The organism is Blautia sp. BCRC 81119 (assembly GCF_003184505.1).
Classification (GTDB): domain Bacteria; phylum Bacillota; class Clostridia; order Lachnospirales; family Lachnospiraceae; genus Blautia_A; species Blautia_A fusiformis.
On the sequence record NZ_QJHD01000048.1, the window covers coordinates 1 to 15386 of the forward strand.

Genomic DNA, 15386 nt, shown 5'->3' on the forward strand with positions numbered 1-15386 from the left:
ATGTTTTAAAGGTAGCTGCGTAAAAAACAGTAGTGGTGGTATGGACCCACCCTGAATCTACGGGGCCCAGGCTCCGCACATCAGATGCTCGGTAATTTAATTGCCGAGTAGTTCACAAATAAACGTGGTGCGTCTGAAAGCGTAAAAGAACAAATTAAAAAAAGATGGAAAAATATTATTCAGTTCTTATCAAGAGGAAATGATTCAGAAACGCTGCTGGAGTTGATAAAAACTGATATCGTAACCGCTGAGATGCTGGAATATGTTTTACAGAAAGTGAAGGATGCTACGTTAAGGGCATATATCCTGGAAGAATCATCGAAAAAAGAAAAAAGAAGTATTCTGAATGTCTGAAAGCCTGCTGCCGTTTGGCAGCAGGCTTTTTTGTTTGTCGATAAATCCAGCATGTTGTAGGCAAAAGGACAAAGAAAGGAATTAAAAAATGGAAGAAAACAATAATATGCTTGTGCGAAATACAGATACTGAAAGCGATATTATCTTTGTGGAAGATGGGGTTACAGAAATCGGAGATTTTGCCTTTCGTGGATGTGCTGCAAAGGAAATCATCCTTCCAGACTCCGTGGAATCCATTCGGCAATGCGCGTTTGCCGGCTGCAAAAAATTGGAAAAGATTGTTTTTGGAAAGGGCCTGGAATATTGTGATGACGACATTATTTTAGGTTCACCAGTGCAGGAGATTGTATGGACAAAACCGATAGAATCGGAAGAGGACTCTGCCTTTCGGTCTTTACTGTACAGTCTGATTCGGGAAGAAGACGCTGTATATTATCCGCACCCAGAAAAGAAATACGATGTTCTCAAAAGATTCCTAAGAACTGGAAAGCCGCAGAGGACATTTCTTCTTACATGCAATGGAAGGAGTGTACGCCTTCCGCGATATATCTGTAGTTACCTTCATAGGCTGATGATTTCTGATACAGCGTATAACTGTCTAACCAAAAACGGGAACGCTTATTACGAATATCGTAATCTTCATAGTTGCCTGTCTGATTTTCAGAACAGAGTAAGTGTTGCCACGGAATGGTATGTTATGGACAACCTGGAATGTGCGGAAGACTATCTAAGAATCCATGCAACATTAATCACAAAACGCATGACCGAAGAAGCTGATGATGAGACGTTGGCAATGTATCTTAATCTTGGTCTATTGTCTGATAAAGATTTACAGAGAACATTGCAATGGGCTTCCGAAAAGAACATGCCTATTTCGGTGGCATATATCTTGGACCAGATGAGAAAAAGAGGACTGAAGGCCAAAACCGAATTAGCATTGTAGCCGCAGGCTTTTCTGCGGCTTTTTTGTTGCCGATAAATATCGCATATTATCACAATGGCGCGTAAAACCGCGGCCAATCCTGATGCGTATTACTTAGATTTACGCGTCAGGTTGTCCGTCGGATGTAAGCGCCGGTCTTATTTTTTCTTCTTATACCTGCCAGTCTTCTCATATTTACGCTTATGGTATTCTGTGCACTGAGATTCCACATATTCTTTGATTTTGTCTAATGTAACTCCGCCTGTAGTTGCAATAAAATAAGACGGGCTCCATAAAGATACGTCACCAAACAAATATTGACTTACATATTTGTCATATTCTGTATTTAAATGTATCTTCTTAGATGTCTGCGTTTTCAATACACGTATGATATCTGACGGCCGTTCCTGTGGCGGCATGGATATCAACAGATGCAGATGGTCTGTATCCGATTCTGCAGATATCAATTCACCGCCATGTTCTTTACATATCTCAGAACATAGTATTTTCATAAAATCACCAATCTCATCAGATATCACCGGTTTCCTGTATTTTGTAACAAAAACAAGATGGTATGTCATCAGATATACAGAGTGTGCCTTTTTCTTATATTCCATATCAAAAATCACCTCACAAATCAAATTTAAGTCAACTTGACCATGCTTACAGTATATGGTATAATATAAACATAGTCAAGGACTATCTATTAAATTTAAGTCAATGTATTTTTAGAAGAAAGGAGGCATATATTATGCGCACATGGAAAATGATAATCAACCCTAAGAAAAATAAACAAGACGCTGCGTTCTGTCAGTACTTTAAGACAAACACCGCAGATTTCAAGTGCATGTATAATGTTGCCAATTTCTATATCCGGAATACAATGACTGGTATCAAAAAGTCTCCAGAAGAACGCACGCACCTGGAGACTGAAGTACTGCACTATGTTTTTACAGGTATCCAGAAAGCCAATGAAGCCATTGGGCAGAAGCGAATGAAAAAGAAGTTTGAGGATTTGAAACTTGCTCAGATTGGCGGTATGAACTGTGCTGTCATTGCTTATTCTCTCGCCAGCCAGGAACCATTTCAATATCCAACAGTCAAAAAGTGGTTTTTGTCGTACAACACACTGGATGCTATTTTTAAATTTACAGACAATCCGGTGTATAAAAGGATGAACAGCCAGGTGAACCAAAATGCCATCCGGAAAGTAATTGCTGCATGGGAGGGATATTTTGAATCTTTAAAACAATACAAGACAAATCCGGCAGGCTACACGGGAAAGCCAAAGATTCCAGGATACAAGAATACAGAAGAATCTACTGCATGGTTTTCAAAACAGGTAGCGAAACTAAAGGAAGAAGACGGGAAGTCATATCTTCAGTTTGTTAATCAGAAAGAACGATTCTGCATTGGTAAGACGTCCACATATAAAGGGCTGCAATATGTAAAAACCGAGATTAAGCCAGTTTACGGAAGATATTGTCTGCTGGTAACATTTGACGATAATGTAAAGGCAGTAGAACCGCCAGTAAACCCTGAGCGAATTCTTGGTCTTGACCCTGGAGTAAACAACTTTTTAGGCGTTTCAAATAATTTCGGAGCTGTTCCTTTTGTCATCAAAGGCGGAGCTGTCAAGTCCGTGAATCAGAGATTTAATAAACGACGGTCAGCACTACTGTCTGCCCTTACAAAAGGAAGTGACAGCCAGCATTCTGTAAAATATAGCGAACAGCTAAATACTTTAAGTAAAAAACGTGATTCTTTTATGCGTGATTACTTTTATAAATGCGCATGGTATGTCTGTAGATATGCACAGGCTGTCGGGGTAGAAGTGATTGTAATGGGATATAATGAAGGTCAGAAACAGGAAATCACTCTAGGAGATAAAAATAATCAGCATTTTGTGGCGATTCCATATTTAAAATTCATTACAATTTTAAAAACGGTTGCTGCTAAGTGTGGTATCGCCGTAATTGTCAGAGAAGAAAGTTACGCTTCCAGGGCAAGTCTGCTGGATATGGACGATATCCCGACATATAGGCAGGGAGACGATGTTAAATATCAATTTTCAGGTAAAAGAATCCACCGCGGATTGTACAGGTCTGGAAACGGGACCGTTATGAATGCTGATATCAATGGAGCATCAAATATCTTACGCAAAGAATACTCACATGCTTTTGATAATGTAAAAGATTTTGCATATCTGTATGAGACAACACTTGCGATTGGATATAAAGACTTGTATAACAATGCCAAGACCATATCTGAAAGACCTGATGGATACCGTTACCATAAAGCAGGATTTGGAAGTAAGGCCTGTCATAAGTATAGAAAATGGAGCCGTATGAAATACCGTAAGCTTTTCGGCAAAAGTAAATCTGTATGGATTGCAAATAAGATGGATAAGACGCAGGATAAACATGCTGCGTAGATAAAAAGGTAATCCCCGTAACAGGGGATAGAGGGATAGTGTTAGTCCTGCGAGGCGCTTTTTGGCCTCGCAAAGAAGCCGCGGTCAACCTTTGGTTGCCCGTCGGTCAATCACAAATATACAAAACACTAAGAAAGGAAAAAAAGAAAATGGAAAAGAAGTTCGAGTATATTCAGAATATAACTGATAAGTTATTGGTGAAGTGTTACTGCCCGGATGAAAAGAAAATTGTAGTAGAAGACGGAGTGACTATGATTGGTCCATCTGCGTTCTTTGGCAGCAAAACAGAGGAAATTGTTCTGCCAGGTTCAATAAAAAGAATCTACGATAAGGCTTTCATGCGTTGCGAAAGTCTGGAACGTATTGTCATTGGAAGAAATAACCTGGAAGAAATTGGGGACTGTGTATTAAACGGATGCGTAAATCTTCAGGAGATTTCGTTTGCTTCCGCTTTTGAATTGGAGGCAGAAGCATTTCAAGTATTTTCTAAAGCATGTCAAGTATTTTCTAGACTGGTAAATAGTTGTACCAGGACTTATTACTTCATGAATGCGGACAAAGCCGTTGCCAAGATGAAGCAGGTGTTTACAAAAAGGCGCAGGAACATGACACTTAAAATTTCTGCCGGCAAAAAAGAAATCGTTATTCCGAGATACGTGAACACGATAAGCAAGACACTACTGGGAAGGATTGCGTTTAACGCTCTTCTGGAGGGCCTGGATGAAAGAATGCCAAAGGAAGATATCGCTTTCGGTAATAATGGATGGACATTAAACGGATTTCTCCGCCACAATATGAATGATGCAAAATGTAGTTTCTTAACAGCAATGGAATTCTACTTTCTGGAAAAAGACAAAAGTGCTTTGCAGTACCTCAAAAGCCATGCGACAGAAGGCTGCCAGATACTGACAAAAGAAAAGGAAGACTATCTCATGACAGAGTTTGTTAAGATGGATATCATGGATGAGAAAGAATTAAACTATGCCATGCAGGCGGCTCTTGATAATGGCCTGACCACAGCAGCCGCTTATATCTTAAATTCCATGGACAAGAAAAAGAAAACGAAACTCAAAATCTAAGCACGCGAAAAGCGTGCTTTTTTCAAACTTTTGGCGGAGAAATGAGCCGCAAAAAAATAAGACATTTCAGTAATCATACACATCATCCCAATTCGTGTGTATAATTGCTTGACTACAAGAAGCAAATCAAATATAATATATTTAAGCAAAAATACACACGAGATAAGTTTATGTGTATTTTTGCTCAAATTCGGAGGTGATATTATGATAATGACATACGCACAGTGTTTACAGATATACGGTACAGATTATCAAATAAAGAAAAAAATAAAAGAAGGAAAACTATTTCAAAAAGAAAAGGGGCTATATTCAGATACTAGATTTTGCTCTGACCTTGAAGTTATAAGCGTAAAATATCCAAATGCAGTATTTTCCGGAAGCAGTGCATATTATTACTATGGATTAACAGACGTAATTTCAGAAAAATATATACTCACGACCAAACGTGAAGATTCAAGAATCAAAAGTAAAACAATAAAACAAAACTTCGCAAAAGATAATATATATGAATTTGGAATAACGAATATGGAATATCAAAATACAATAATCAGAATATACAGCAAGGAACGGTTACTTGTTGATTTAATACGATTTCGCTCAAGATATCCTTTGGATTATTATAAGGAAATAATCTCTGGATACAGAAATATTTTAGATGAGCTTGATTTTTTTGAAGTTGAAGACTATGCGATGTTGTTTAAAAACGGAGACAAAATCTTAAGCACAATACAGATGGAGGTAATGTAGATGAACGTAAGAGAAGAGGCTGAAAAACTAAAGTCTAAGGGATATAACGAGGACGACGCAAACGCAAGGATTTGTCAAGACATCATTCTGAAAGGAATTGCTGCAAGTGGATTAAGTCGGTCAGTAACTATCAAAGGCGGGGTCGTAATGCGAAATATTTCTCATAATGACCGTAGGGCGACCCAGGACGCCGATTTGGATTTCATCAAATACTCTATTTCCGATGACTCAATTACTGAATTCTTACGGAAGATAGAATTAGCAATTGGTGTTAATATAACAATTAAACCACCAATTGCTACACTAAAGCACAAAGACTACCAAGGAAAAAGAGTATTCATTACAATCACGGATGACTACGGAAATACATTGGAAAGTAAGTTGGATATTGGCGTACATAAAGACCTGGATATCAAGCAGGAAGAGTATTGTTTTGATATCTGTTTTCAGAAAGATGGAGCGAGTTTGTTAATGAATTCAAAAGAACAAATATTAACAGAAAAATTAAAATCATTCCTGCGATTTGGTACACGCTCGACGAGATACAAAGACGTTTTTGATATTTGTTTCTTATTGGATAACGTTAACATCGAAGAGTTAAAAACCTGTATTCAACATTACATATTTAATGACAAATCGTTACCAGTCTCCACGTATGCTGAACTGACAAAACGTATTCGACGTGTTTTCACGAATATTGGTTTTAAAAACAACGCGAAATCATCAGAAAAAAATTGGCTAGATATTACAACTGAAGAAGCGTTGACTCGAAATATAGAATTTATTGTATCACTGGAAGAGCCCGTTGCTTAAAACAACGGGCTCTTAATTTTGCGATTTTGGTAACGACTCCCGGCAAGACCGGGGAGATATCATATTTATTCTCTGCACTCAGGCTTACGGCTTCGCTTGGCATTTGCTGCGCAAATTGGTGACGAAGGCGTTAAGCCTGAGTTATCATTTTTAATCTGGTAACGAGTCCTGCAAAGCAGGCGAGTTATCAATTACCTTCAAATCGACGGGCAAACAAGTTTGACCGCGGTTTCTCGTCCGTCGACGATGCTCCGAAATATTCGTAAGTCCCAAACTTTTGGTCGTTCTCATCATCTTTCTTGATTTCGAATCCATCATCGATTGCATTTGCCATAGTTGTCTCTCTTTTTTTTCTTCTTGCTATATGTCCACATTTTCGCATTCAGGGACAGCATGTCAGGTTTTTTTTAAAAATCTTTTCAAAAAAAAACATTCCGAATTTTTTTTATTTTGCATATTAAATATAGGGAGTAAGATTTCACCCCTGAACATTGCGGTACACCGCAAACTCGTATCTTGAAAAAAAAGCGTATTGCTTTGGAGATATAGTACCTGACAACTGAATATCTGCGAAAATGGAGGTGAATTAAAATGCCGATTCAACAACAAGATTGGATGCAAAGCCGGAAGATGGCCGTGCTTTTTCAATCATTAATGAACAAGCCATAGGAATCCTTTTTGTAATGAAGCAACGACTGCGTATGCAGTTTAAATCATAAAAAGGAGACTAAAAAATGAAAGACAAAAAATGCTATAACCCTCCGGACCGGAGAAGAAAGAAAAAAGTATCTTCACGTTCTATCGCGGCAAAAATCGCATCAAGCATGCTTGCTACGGTTACTGCTGCAACAACGATTGCATCTCCGGTATTGACTTATGCCGCAGATGTGAACGGAACGGATACTGTTACAGAAACAACGACAGATGCCAGCCAGGGTGAGACTAAGACAATTATCAGCACCGATTCAGACAGCACAGAGACTGAAAAGGATGCAGAGACAAAGTTTCTGCTTATAAACCTGAAGACATCCGGCGGTAAAGTTGTCATCGATGAAAATGAAGATGACGAGCAGACCGTGAAACTGGCCAATCATAAATCCGACGACGGAAAGACCGATGAAATGCGGATTGATGTTTACGACAAAGACGATATCCTCGTGTCAAGCGAAGATGCAGCAAAAAACAGTTATACATATGCTTACGAAGTAAAAGCAGACAGTGTAACAAATGTGAAGGCAGATGCAGATGAAGGATATATCTTGAAACTTTACGATATAGTTGAAGGAGATACGGAAAAAAAATCCGGTTTTGATGAAAAGACCGATGGAATTACCGGGGAATTTGAATATCCGGTATTTATGGATTCAAACGTGACCGTTAAGGTCGAATTTGAAAAAGAAGAAGTAAAAGAGGACGGAAAGACAGAAACAGAGGACTCCGCCGAGACGGGTGACCTGACGGTGGACGAATCAACAGATGAGACTGAAAAAACAGATGGGAACGAAGAGACTGCCGATGGCAGCAGCACTAATGCGGATGCAAAAGACAGCAGTGACAGCACCGGAGACCTGACGGTCAACGACAATGTTTACGTTTCACCTGATGGCCAGACTCAGACTGAAATAGGCACAGACGAAAACAGCAACGTTGCAGAAACAGATGAGGATAAAGCCCCGGATAATGAGGATACCGCAGACACGGCTGACGACAGCACGGCTGAAACAGCAGATAATGCGGACTCGGTTGAAAATGAGGCTGATGCTGAAGACAGTTCCGAAGCAGAAACAGCAGAAGAAGATGCTGGAGATGTGGCAGAAGAGGATGCCGAGGCAGATTCTGCTGAAACAGATACCACCGATACGGACACCGCTGAGCATTTCACTGATACATCAGATGCCGAAAGCGGATTAAACAAGGATGACTTCTCTTCCGCGCGTCTGCTGGTCATGACGGACGATGAAAATGATATCATTGACAAGGAGCATATGATTGGTTCTTATGGTGATATCTACCTGCTCCAGTATGAAAGTGCTGAGCAGGCAATGACGGCGTACAGCTATTACAAAGAACACGTGGACGCAGTAGAGCCGGACGCAAAGATTGCAGCAGCAAGTGAATCGGAAGGAGAGGCAACTCCATCTAATGAAAATGCAGTTGCAGCGTTAAGCAATGATGATTGTTCGACTGCTGCGCAGAATAATGACAAAAAAGTCATTGCCCTGATTGATACTGGCGCATCCGAAAGCAAAAATGTGATTGACCGTGTGTCTCTTATTGATGATGTATTAAACGGTGGAACGCATGGCGATGACATGGTAAGCAATATCGTATCACAAAATGCAGGAGCACAGATTCTTTCAATCAGAGCACTTGGCAACGATGGCTACGGTTCTTATTCGGCAATCGTCTCAGCTATCGAATATGCAATTAACTCAGATGTAGATATTATCAACCTGTCAATGTATTCTCCAAAAACACTTGCAACAAGTGTTATTGAAGCAGAAATCCAGAAGGCTATTGATGACAACATCACAGTTGTTGGCGCTGCCGGTAATGATGGAAAAGATGTTGCGGGATACGTTCCCGGCTCAATCGAGGATGCATACGTTATCGGTGCAGCGACAGAAGATGGAATCCGGATAACTAATTCAAACTATGGAGAACTTGTTGATTTCTATGTTGTTGCAGATTCTACATCCGAAGCAGCAGCAAAATTCAGCGGATATATTTCAAAAAATGGACTTGAGGCAGTTGTCGAAGATAAATCAGGATTATTTTTTGAAAACGTAGCCAATGAAAATACCGATGTTGATGTTGTAGACAAAGATATCTCAGTAGACAAAGAAAGCGATACTATCTATGACCCAGTTATTGAAAAATACGTGAAAGAGCATGCAGATTCTGCGTATGTAGGAGAAGGCCAGCTCTCAATGGTAAACGTAATGGACGTGGATGCTACAATTGCTTCTGCTGACCAGCTGAACAAGGGAGAGACAATTGATACACTTATGTCTGGTGATGATTTTAGATTCATTACACAACAGACGGGACGAGTACCTGTTTATCAGCTGGGTAAAGACAGTAAGTATTTTGTAGCGTTTGCTGATGTTATGCATAACGACAAGAGGGCTACTGCGATTGATTACCAGATTGCCTTAAACGACACAACCGGTTCTAAGGTTGAAGATACCTATTTTGATAAAGAAACCGGACTTTTATATATACCAAAATCTGCGTACTATGACGCAAATGGAAAGTATTATGTCCAGTATATTCAGACACAGATTCTGTATTCTATAAAAGATTTTGATATCAAAAACACATGGAACTCTTCAGTAATTGCTACAACAGAAGAAGAAAACGGAAAAACAGAGTCAAAAATAAGCGGGGCTGATATCATTAACCAGAGAATGTCCGTTCAGATTGGAAAGAATATGGATGTAAATACTATGCTCGTTACAGCAAACGGCTTCCCGGTAGATGGCAAGTTCTATGCTTACGATTCAAAGACCGGCATGCTGACCCTTGGTTTTTCATCAGCAGTTATACAGTCTATATGGGTGGACGCTGTGAAAGATAAAAATGCACCAGATGTCGAACCTGGAATGATGGCAGCAAAACAGACACTTGATGAAATGGAACCTATCAATTCACAGGCCATCGGTGCAAATATAAGCAAATTGAGCCGCGGCTATGCTTTTCAGTCCGCAATCAAGCTCTTATATCCAGAAAAAGCATCCAGCGATGACTGGGCAGGAATCCACCAGTCCCAAAATGCCTTGCCGGCATATCGCGGACAGACGGGAAGCGATTCTACTTACGAAAACGCATTGCTTGACTTCGTTTTTTATGGAAATAAAGCCGATAGTCAGTTCTTACAGGACAGCAGTGTATATAAGCCATTTAACGGAACAATATATCCATTTATTATAAAAATTCCATCTATCAGCTGCACGGATATTAAATTCAACGAATATCCATGGGAAACCAATATGGCGATGGAGTGTACGCATACAGATATGCCTGGCTCTGACGGTTCTGTCCCAACAAGTAACTGGTACTCAGCAAAAATCTGGGCACGTGTCGTAAAAGTAGGTACAGGTTCAAATCCGTACGTAGTTTTAGCTGTTTATACCAGCCAGTGTGCTGACCAGCACGGTTTTGGTTTATTCAAGGTAAGAGTGAGGGCTACGACAGGAAAACTGAAAGTACACAAGGTTTCAGGAAACGCAACTGCCATCAAAGGCAATGGAAGCTACAAACTAACAGGCGCTATTTACGGTATATATTCCGATAGTGCATGCAAAAAACTTGTAAAAACAGTTAAGACAGATTCGAGCGGTATCGTTACAGTGACAATAGGAACTGGAACATACTGGGTTAAAGAGCGAACCGCGTCTCCGGGATATGGGCTTGACACAACACCGCATAAAGTTGAAGTCAAATCAAACCAGACATCTACAGTCAATTCGACGGAACCGCCACGGCCCGGAACCCTGACTGTAAAGAAAAAAATCGATTTGTTCTCTTCCGTAGTAAAGAGTACAAGCCGAATCGGAAATATGAACACACACTTTGTTGTATATACAAAGAAAGACTGTAGGACCCATGCTAAAGATATTCACGGAAACAATGCCGTAATAAGCATCAAAAAAAATGCAAAAGTTGAGAAAGCAACAGGAAGCGTTGCACTATGGGCTGGTACATATTACGTAAGAGAGGAAGGAAGAATCAGTGGAACTGCAAGCAATATAAAAATTGTTTATGGCCCGATTAAGATTAGTCCTGGTAAAACAACAGACCTTTCCAGCGCAGTCCCAAAAGACGAAAGAGGAAACGCAGTGCGTATGTCCGGCGATGGCTATGTAAGAGATATCCCATTTACATGGAAAGGAAGACTGTTAACAAAGAAAAATGTTAAAAAAGAAACTCTTGCAGGAGCAATCTTCAAAGTTAATTACAGTGAATACAGTGGACGAAACGGAACAACATACAGTGTAAAACGTACATGGTATTTCTGTACAGATAACAAAGGAGAGATGCTCTATGACGAAGCACATCTCGTAGATAACAGTAAGTACGCAAGCGCAGCTGCAAAAAATGCATATAAAGGAAAAAGTAAACCTTTATTCAAAAACCCAACAACGGGTAACTGCTTCCTTCCGGTATGTACACTACATATACAGGAAGTCATGGCACCTGATGGATATGAAAAAGATTCAACTGTCATTCCGATTGACGTTGTGGCACCAGCCAAGGACACTGATGTGGATACATGGACCAGTGTGGTGGCAAGGCTGACCAATGCGAACTATATTGCGTTAAATGATGAGACAAAGAACGCATGGAAAGCCCGCGCAAGAGCGTTTAAGGTAGACGAGGATGGCAAGCCGCTGGCTGGGGCTGTGTTTGGCTTATATCTGACAGAAGCGGTTGCAAAAGCAAAAGGAACTCCGTTGGCATATCTTAAGACCAAGGCCGACGGCTACACGGATATATATACATCAGAGTGGCTGAAAGAAGATATCCCTTCTTACGCACTATACTGCCGTGAAGTCGCATCTCCTCCAGGATATGCGCTGTCAGACGCAATCTACGCAAAGACATTCTCTAAGACAGCTTACAATGCCTTAAAAGCAAAAGATGAGAACACGCCTGGCGAACTCCAGACATTCGGAGACAAGACAGGAATCATAAACAAAAAGACCGGCTGGAATTATTCCATGCAGGTAAAGAAAGTAGACGACAAAGGCACACCGCTTGCCGGAGCCGTGTTCAGCGTTTACGCAAGTAAAGGCGATGCAGAAACTGATACAAACGCACTGTTTGAGCTGACTACAGGAAAAGATGGACTGACACCGGTAAAGACACTAAAAGCAGCTTTCAGTGTGCCTTCCGTCACATACTACTGTAAAGAAACGCAGGCACCGGAAGGATACCAGATAGGTTCGCCAAACAGTTCGGGTGATGAAGACGACAGTTCAAACGGAGGCGCTGAAATCTATGAACAGACATGGACGTATAATGAATATAAGGCTTTACCTTCATCCCAGCAGGGAACAGGAAAGAAAAAGAATTTCGGTCCGGAGTCTGGTGTAATAAATCCAGAAGTTTCATGGACATTAAGATATGTGGCTAAAAAGGTTGATAACCAGAAGAATCCTCTCGCCGGAGCACAGTTCAGTGTATATACAAACAAAGACTGCAGCGACGATTCCAAGATAGCAGACCTTGAAACAGATGAGACAGGCTATACCGAGACATTGTCTTATGAGCCGAAGTTCTCAACAAAATCAGTAACTCTGTATTGCAAAGAGACAAAGGCTCCAGAAGGATACGATATTGATAATACTGTATATAACCAAACATGGAATTATGAAGATTACAAAGAACCGACAACCGATGATGCCCCTGATGGAGAGCTGAAATACTTTGGCCCTGAATCAGGTATCGTCAATGACAATTCTGCTTGGACAATCCTGATGAATATTAAAAAAGTTGACCGCTTTAAGCATGGTCTGAAAGGAGCCAAATTTGGAGTATATACAGATTCAAACTGCAGCAATGCTTCATTCGTAGGAGAACTCGAAACGCTGGAAGGCGGAACGTCTGACTCTATGTCATACGATGTACCATGGAAGAATACTTCTATTACGTTATACTGTAAAGAAACGAAGGCCCCTGACGGCTACAAGATTTCTGATACTGTCTATAGCCAAACATGGTATAGAAGTAAATACGAGGAAATCAAAAAGGCTGCTGAACAGGAAGAGACAGCAAACGCAGAGACCGAAGGAGACGGAAATACGGGTGATAATGTAGACGATGGAGATGAAGGTAACGGCAGTGAGGTAGATGACGTAATTGGTGAGACAAAACCGTTCGGCCCTACTTCGGGAGTCCCAAATGACTCTAAAACCTGGCGTCTTCAGTTTAAAGCAAAGAAGATTGATATGAATGGTAGACCGCTTGCCAAAGCCGAATTCACGGTCTATGCAGACAAAAACTGTACAAAGATTGTCGGAAACATGGTAACCGGTACTGACGGCTGGTCAAATACAGTATTCGTGGAAACTGCTGATATCGACGGTAATGGAACTGCTGCACAATACAAATTGTATTGTAAAGAAACAAAGGCACCTGAGTTCTATAAACTTTCCGATACCGTTTACGAGCAGACCTGGGCAAGAAAGGGATATGATACCTGCAAAAACGAATACGGCGAGACCAAAATATTTGGTGCAGAATCCGGCATCATAAACGAGCCGGTTAAGCCACTCACCGTAACCGTACACAAGGAATCAAAAGCCGCTTCCGAAATCCTCGGTTTAAGCGGATACTCACTTGAAGGGGCTGAATTCTCCATCACGGACGGCGGCTCATTCAAAGGAATTTTAAAAACAAATGCAAAAGGAATCTCTAATTCATTAGAACTTCCGAATAAGACTGCTGAATACACAATCACTGAGACAAAGGCACCTGCCGGACATGCGATATCAACACCGGCTTCACAGAAGCTTAAGGTTACGATGCCGAATGACGCAAGCAAGGACCTTACAGTAACATTCAGCGATGACCCTGTATTCACAAAAAATGAATTCCAAATCACGAAAAAAAGTGAAAAAAATAATGTAATCAATGGTGTGTTATTTAAAGTGGAATTTGTTGACAGCGATAACACGACAAAGAAAACCTGGTATCTGACGTCTGATTCAAGCGGTATCGTAAAGATGGATAATACCCATCTGAACACAGACACAGCATATAAGAGCGACAGTTTTTATACATACAACGGAAAAGTAGTCATCCCAATCGGCGGAAAACTCAAGATAACAGAGATTAAGGCTCCTGGACAATATGTTGTTGACAGCACGCCAAAATATCTGACGACCGGAGTAAATGCGACAATGACGCTTGAGGCAATCAATAAGCTGAAACCGTGTAAGATTACTATCCACAAGTATGATGTTGACGGAAAAACACCTCTGAAAGGTGTAACATTTGAACTGAAGTTCATAAAGGAAGCAGAGAAACTTACGACAGCACGAGATGGATTCACCAGACTGCTGAAAGTTGGCGGAACTACGACCGGAACAACAGACGCAAATGGATATGTTGTATTTGATAACCTTGACCAGGGCGAGTATCAGATAACAGAAACAAAAACAACTTCAGGACATACACTCCTGAAAGACCCGATTACTGTAACGCTTCCAATCACAATGACGAAAGAAGAGGCTGCGAAGAACAAGGCAGACACTTCAAAAGCAACATGGGATGCGGCTACGAATAAGTGGCAATTCTATGACTGCACCTTTGAGGTAGTAAACTCTGCGACGTTCAAGATGCCGATGTCTGGTGGAGCAGGAGACTGGAAGTACGGTATTATCGGATTTGGTACACTTGCGGTTCTTGGAACTGGATTAATCCTGATGGATACCAGAAAGAAGAGGATGTTAAATTCTCGGAAACATAAGAGACGCAGGAAGTAACTAAAAATGGATAGCCACGAAAGATATGAAGTGGTGAGAGAAAAAAAGAAATAAAAGATAAGAAGAGAAGCGCACGGAAACGTGCGCTTCTTGTGTAAGTGTGAGGAGGAGATGTGATATGAAATTCAAAGTGTATGTGACAAAGGTTCATTCGGTAGAGGTATTACGTAATGGAATAATTGGCATATGCTGCGACACAATAGAAGGAACCCCGCTAAAAAATCAAGTATTATTCCTAAATAAGCGTATGTATAAAATGGTGAAAAAACGAAAATATTTTTATTTACCACCTGGTACAGTATAACGATTGTTCCTGGCAGCAATCATTTTAAGAATTTCTTTATCAGAAAGTGTATTAGCTTTTCTGTAAAAGAAACTAATGGTTTTATCTTTTCCAAATATCTCAAACAAAGATGGCCGTAATAATTTAGGATTTAAAGCGGGAATCCTCGGTTATTCTATATCCGAGATGAAAGCGCATAAAAAATAAAAATATCGTATACGACTTTTTTATCTCCGCATCTCATGCGGAGATTTTTTTCGCA

Annotated in this window: 9 protein-coding genes; 7 read left to right on the forward strand and 2 right to left on the reverse strand. The window is 40.5% G+C overall.

The features are described 5' to 3' along the window. The first annotated feature begins 442 nt into the window (after positions 1–442). Positions 443–1297 (forward strand): leucine-rich repeat domain-containing protein, encoded by an 855-nt coding sequence (locus DMI82_RS19065; protein ID WP_110104272.1) that lies wholly within the window; start codon positions 443–445, stop codon positions 1295–1297. A gap of 137 nt (positions 1298–1434) precedes the next feature. Here DMI82_RS19065 and tnpA read toward each other — a convergent pair whose 3' ends face one another. Then, positions 1435–1893, reverse strand: coding sequence for an IS200/IS605 family transposase (gene tnpA / locus DMI82_RS19070; protein ID WP_110104279.1), 459 nt, complete (start codon positions 1891–1893; stop codon positions 1435–1437). Positions 1894–2027: 134 nt separating this feature from the next. On the opposite strand from tnpA, the gene DMI82_RS19075 reads away from it, so the two are divergent. The 4 genes from DMI82_RS19075 (at position 2028) to DMI82_RS19090 (ending at position 6349) form a co-directional block, all read left to right on the forward strand. Beyond that, positions 2028–3710 (forward strand): RNA-guided endonuclease InsQ/TnpB family protein, encoded by a 1683-nt coding sequence (locus DMI82_RS19075; RefSeq protein WP_158526522.1) that lies wholly within the window; start codon positions 2028–2030, stop codon positions 3708–3710. A gap of 149 nt (positions 3711–3859) precedes the next feature. After that, positions 3860–4789 (forward strand): leucine-rich repeat domain-containing protein, encoded by a 930-nt coding sequence (locus DMI82_RS19080; RefSeq protein ID WP_110104274.1) that lies wholly within the window; start codon positions 3860–3862, stop codon positions 4787–4789. Positions 4790–4993: 204 nt separating this feature from the next. Beyond that, positions 4994–5536, forward strand: coding sequence for a type IV toxin-antitoxin system AbiEi family antitoxin domain-containing protein (locus tag DMI82_RS19085; protein ID WP_110104275.1), 543 nt, complete (start codon positions 4994–4996; stop codon positions 5534–5536). After that, positions 5537–6349: a nucleotidyl transferase AbiEii/AbiGii toxin family protein gene (locus DMI82_RS19090; RefSeq protein WP_110104276.1), complete on the forward strand. Its 813-nt coding sequence runs from the start codon at positions 5537–5539 to the stop codon at positions 6347–6349. Between the two features lie 187 nt (positions 6350–6536). Here DMI82_RS19090 and DMI82_RS19985 read toward each other — a convergent pair whose 3' ends face one another. Next, complete coding sequence (locus tag DMI82_RS19985) at positions 6537–6683, reverse strand: hypothetical protein (protein ID WP_158526523.1); 147 nt, start codon at positions 6681–6683, stop codon at positions 6537–6539. A gap of 400 nt (positions 6684–7083) precedes the next feature. Here DMI82_RS19985 and DMI82_RS19095 point away from each other — a divergent pair, with 400 nt between their 5' ends. Both DMI82_RS19095 and DMI82_RS19100 read left to right on the forward strand, forming a co-directional pair. Further along, positions 7084–14841, forward strand: coding sequence for a SpaA isopeptide-forming pilin-related protein (locus DMI82_RS19095; protein WP_110104277.1), 7758 nt, complete (start codon positions 7084–7086; stop codon positions 14839–14841). Between the two features lie 118 nt (positions 14842–14959). Continuing rightward, complete coding sequence (locus tag DMI82_RS19100) at positions 14960–15145, forward strand: hypothetical protein (RefSeq protein ID WP_110104278.1); 186 nt, start codon at positions 14960–14962, stop codon at positions 15143–15145. Positions 15146–15386 lie beyond the last annotated feature (241 nt).